At 66.3% G+C, this 2,841-nt stretch carries 3 protein-coding genes and 1 pseudogene; all 4 read left to right on the forward strand.

Going from position 1 to position 2,841, the window contains the following annotated elements; translation table 11 throughout:
• A partial coding sequence (locus tag VE172_RS03035) for a hypothetical protein (RefSeq protein ID WP_324796976.1) occupies positions 1-320 on the forward strand: 320 nt, incomplete at its 5' end.
• Positions 321-440: 120 nt separating this feature from the next.
• Complete coding sequence (locus VE172_RS03040; protein WP_324796979.1) at positions 441-911, forward strand: hypothetical protein; 471 nt, start codon at positions 441-443, stop codon at positions 909-911.
• Positions 911-2,179, forward strand: a complete 1,269-nt coding sequence (locus tag VE172_RS03045; RefSeq protein WP_324796983.1) for a PBSX family phage terminase large subunit — start codon at positions 911-913, stop codon at positions 2,177-2,179. The genes VE172_RS03040 and VE172_RS03045 overlap by 1 nt, the downstream gene beginning before the upstream one ends.
• A gap of 110 nt (positions 2,180-2,289) precedes the next feature.
• Positions 2,290-2,841: pseudogene (locus VE172_RS03050) on the forward strand (phage portal protein); the annotation flags it as partial.

Consider the following 2,841-nt stretch of genomic DNA (forward strand, 5'->3'; position numbering starts at 1 on the left):
GGGAAGCCGTGCTGGCCGACGTCGGAGTGGGAGTGGCTGGCCAAGCGGCTGACACAGGCCGAGGAACGGGAGAGGATCGGAGCATGAGCGGATACCGGATCACCTTGTACGAAGACGGTGTCGAGGGTGCGATGCTGCCGCCGTTCGTCATGCCGACGCTGCCGTACCCCGGTCTGCGGATCGACCATGGCGGCGGTATGTGGGAGGTCTTGCGGGTTCAGCTGCATATCGCCCAGGAAGGCTCGGTCGCGCATCGCAACAACGAGCCGCCGATGGTGCAGGTCGCCGTTCGAGCCACGGTCGGCATCCATCCTGAGTGACCAGGCTTGACGGAACGGTTGTCCACAGGCAATCATTCGGTTTGGAGAACTATCTCCGAGGCCCTGCTCACCAGCGGGGCCTTTCCGCATTCCAGGACCGCATGAGGGTGGTGATCTCGTGTGCCGCGAGCAACATCGCCCGAGAAGCGGGCAGCGATCATCGCCGACATCGCCGCGGGCAAGAAGTCCGCTCACCAGATCGCCCGCGAGCACGGCGTAGCGCAGTCCACGATCTCCCGCATCGCAGGCCAAGAGGGATTGTCCTTCGATCGATCCGCGACCAAAGACGCGACAGAGGCCAAGGTCGCCGATAGCAAGGCCCGGCGTGCTGAGATCTCGCGGAAGTTCCTGGAGAAGGCCGACAAGCTGCTCGACCAGATGGACGCCCCACATCTGGTGTTCAACTTCGGCGGCAAGGACAACGACTACAACGAGCGTGTCCTGGACAAGCCGCCTACGGCTGACCTGCGGAACCTGATGACGTCGGCTGCGATCGCGTTCGACAAGCACATGGCCGCGGACAAGCACGACAACGATGATCAGGGGCTCGCCGCCGTCGATGCGTGGCTGCGCTCCATGCTCGGTACCTGATGCAGGTCGCACCACTCCAGGGCAAGGCTCTGGCCGCCGTGGGGCTGTGCACCGCCCGCCTCAACATCTTCGAGGGCGCGGTACGGTCCGGCAAGACGATCGCGTCGCTGCTGGCCTGGCTGAAGTTCGTTCGCGAAGCCCCCGAGGGTCCGCTGCTCATGGTCGGCAAGACCGAGCGGACACTGAAGCGCAACATCCTCGACCCGCTCATTGAGATGCTCGGCAACCGGCGCTGCAAGCTCATCGGCGGGGCCGGCGAGCTGTGGCTGCTCGGCCGGCTCGTCTACATCGCCGGCGCGAACGACGAGCGCTCCCAGGAGAAGATCCGCGGCCTGACCCTCGTCGGCGCCTACGTCGATGAAGCCTCGATCCTGCCCGAGTCGTTCTGGGCGATGCTGAAGACCCGCCTGTCAGTCGAGGGCGCCCGGCTGATCTGCACGACCAACCCCGACGGCCCGAACCACTGGCTGAAGCGCGACCATCTCAACCGGGCGACCGTGCACCTGACCCGCGAGGGTGAGATCCAGCGGTTCCAGAGCGAAGACCTGCTCGACCTGCACAGGTTCTCCTTCCAGCTGGACGACAACCCGTCCCTGCCGCGCTCCTACATCGAGGAGACGAAGAAGGAGCACGTCGGGCTCTGGTACCGGCGTCTCGTCCTCGGTGACTGGTGCCTCGCCGAAGGAGCCGTGTACGAGATGTTCGACCCTGACCGGCACGTCGTGGACGAGCTGCCGCCGATCCAGCAGTGGATCGCCTGCGGTGTGGACTACGGAACCGTCAACCCGTTCGCGGCCCTCATGTTCGGCGCCGGCGTCGACGGGAATCTGTACGTCGGCCACGAGTGGTGGTGGGACTCCAAGCGGCAGCACAAGCAGCTCACCGACGTCGAGTACTCGGCGAAGCTGCGGGCCTGGATGGACACCGACCTGGGCGGGATACGGCCGCAACACGTGATCGTCGACCCCTCTGCCGCGTCCTTCAACACGCAGCTGTGGCAGGACAAACTTTCCCCGGTGCTCGGCGACAACGCCGTCCTCGACGGGATCCGTACTGTGTCCTCGCTGTTCGCCCGCGACCGGCTGTACGTGCACCGCTCATGCCGGAACCTGCTGAACGAGCTGCCCGGCTACTCCTGGGACGACGACAAGGCCGCGAAGGGTGAGGACGCGCCGATCAAGGTCGATGACCATGCGGTCGACGCCTTGCGATATGCGATCCACACCACCGAGTCCAAGTGGCGGCCCCACTTGCGCGAAGCGGCGTAACTCTCCGTACATCCACTTCTGACCTGCGATGAGTCACCACCACTCACCGGCCGGTAAGAGCGCCCCAAGCCATCCCTGCTACCGAGCGTGACCGAATCGAGGCCGCCCCCATGCCACTGCCTACCGGCGGCGTCTGGCCCCCCAAAGAGCTCCAGTCCGTCACCTCCCGCCTCGCCGTGTGGTCCGCCTGGTACACCGGCGACACCGATCAGCTGTCCGACATCTACGGCGGCAACCTCGCCGGCGACCCCGGCGTCCCGCTGGGCGGCTTCCTCAACCCGGACCGGCCGGGCCTGCGTGGCGCGATCGGCCGCACCCTGGCCCGCTGGTTCTGGGGCATCCCCACCTCACAAGGCGAGCGCCGCACAAAGCTGCATCTGCCGCTCGCCGGCGACATCTGCTCCGTCTCCGCGGACATGCTGTTCTCCGAGCCGCCGACCTTCACCATGCCGGACGACTCCGACACCGACACGCAGGACCGCCTTGCGGAACTCGCAGGCGATGAGATGCAGGCCGTGCTGCTGGAAGCGGCCGAGGTCTCAGCGGGGCTCGGCGGGGGGTACCTGAAGGTCTGCTGGGACAAGGCCCTCGACGACAAGCCGTGGCTCGCCAACGTTCACGCCGATGCCGCCATCCCGACGTTTCAGTACGGGCGGCTCGTC

Origin of the sequence: Stackebrandtia sp., assembly GCF_035643755.1 — a bacterium.
Lineage (GTDB): Bacteria > Actinomycetota > Actinomycetes > Mycobacteriales > Micromonosporaceae > Stackebrandtia.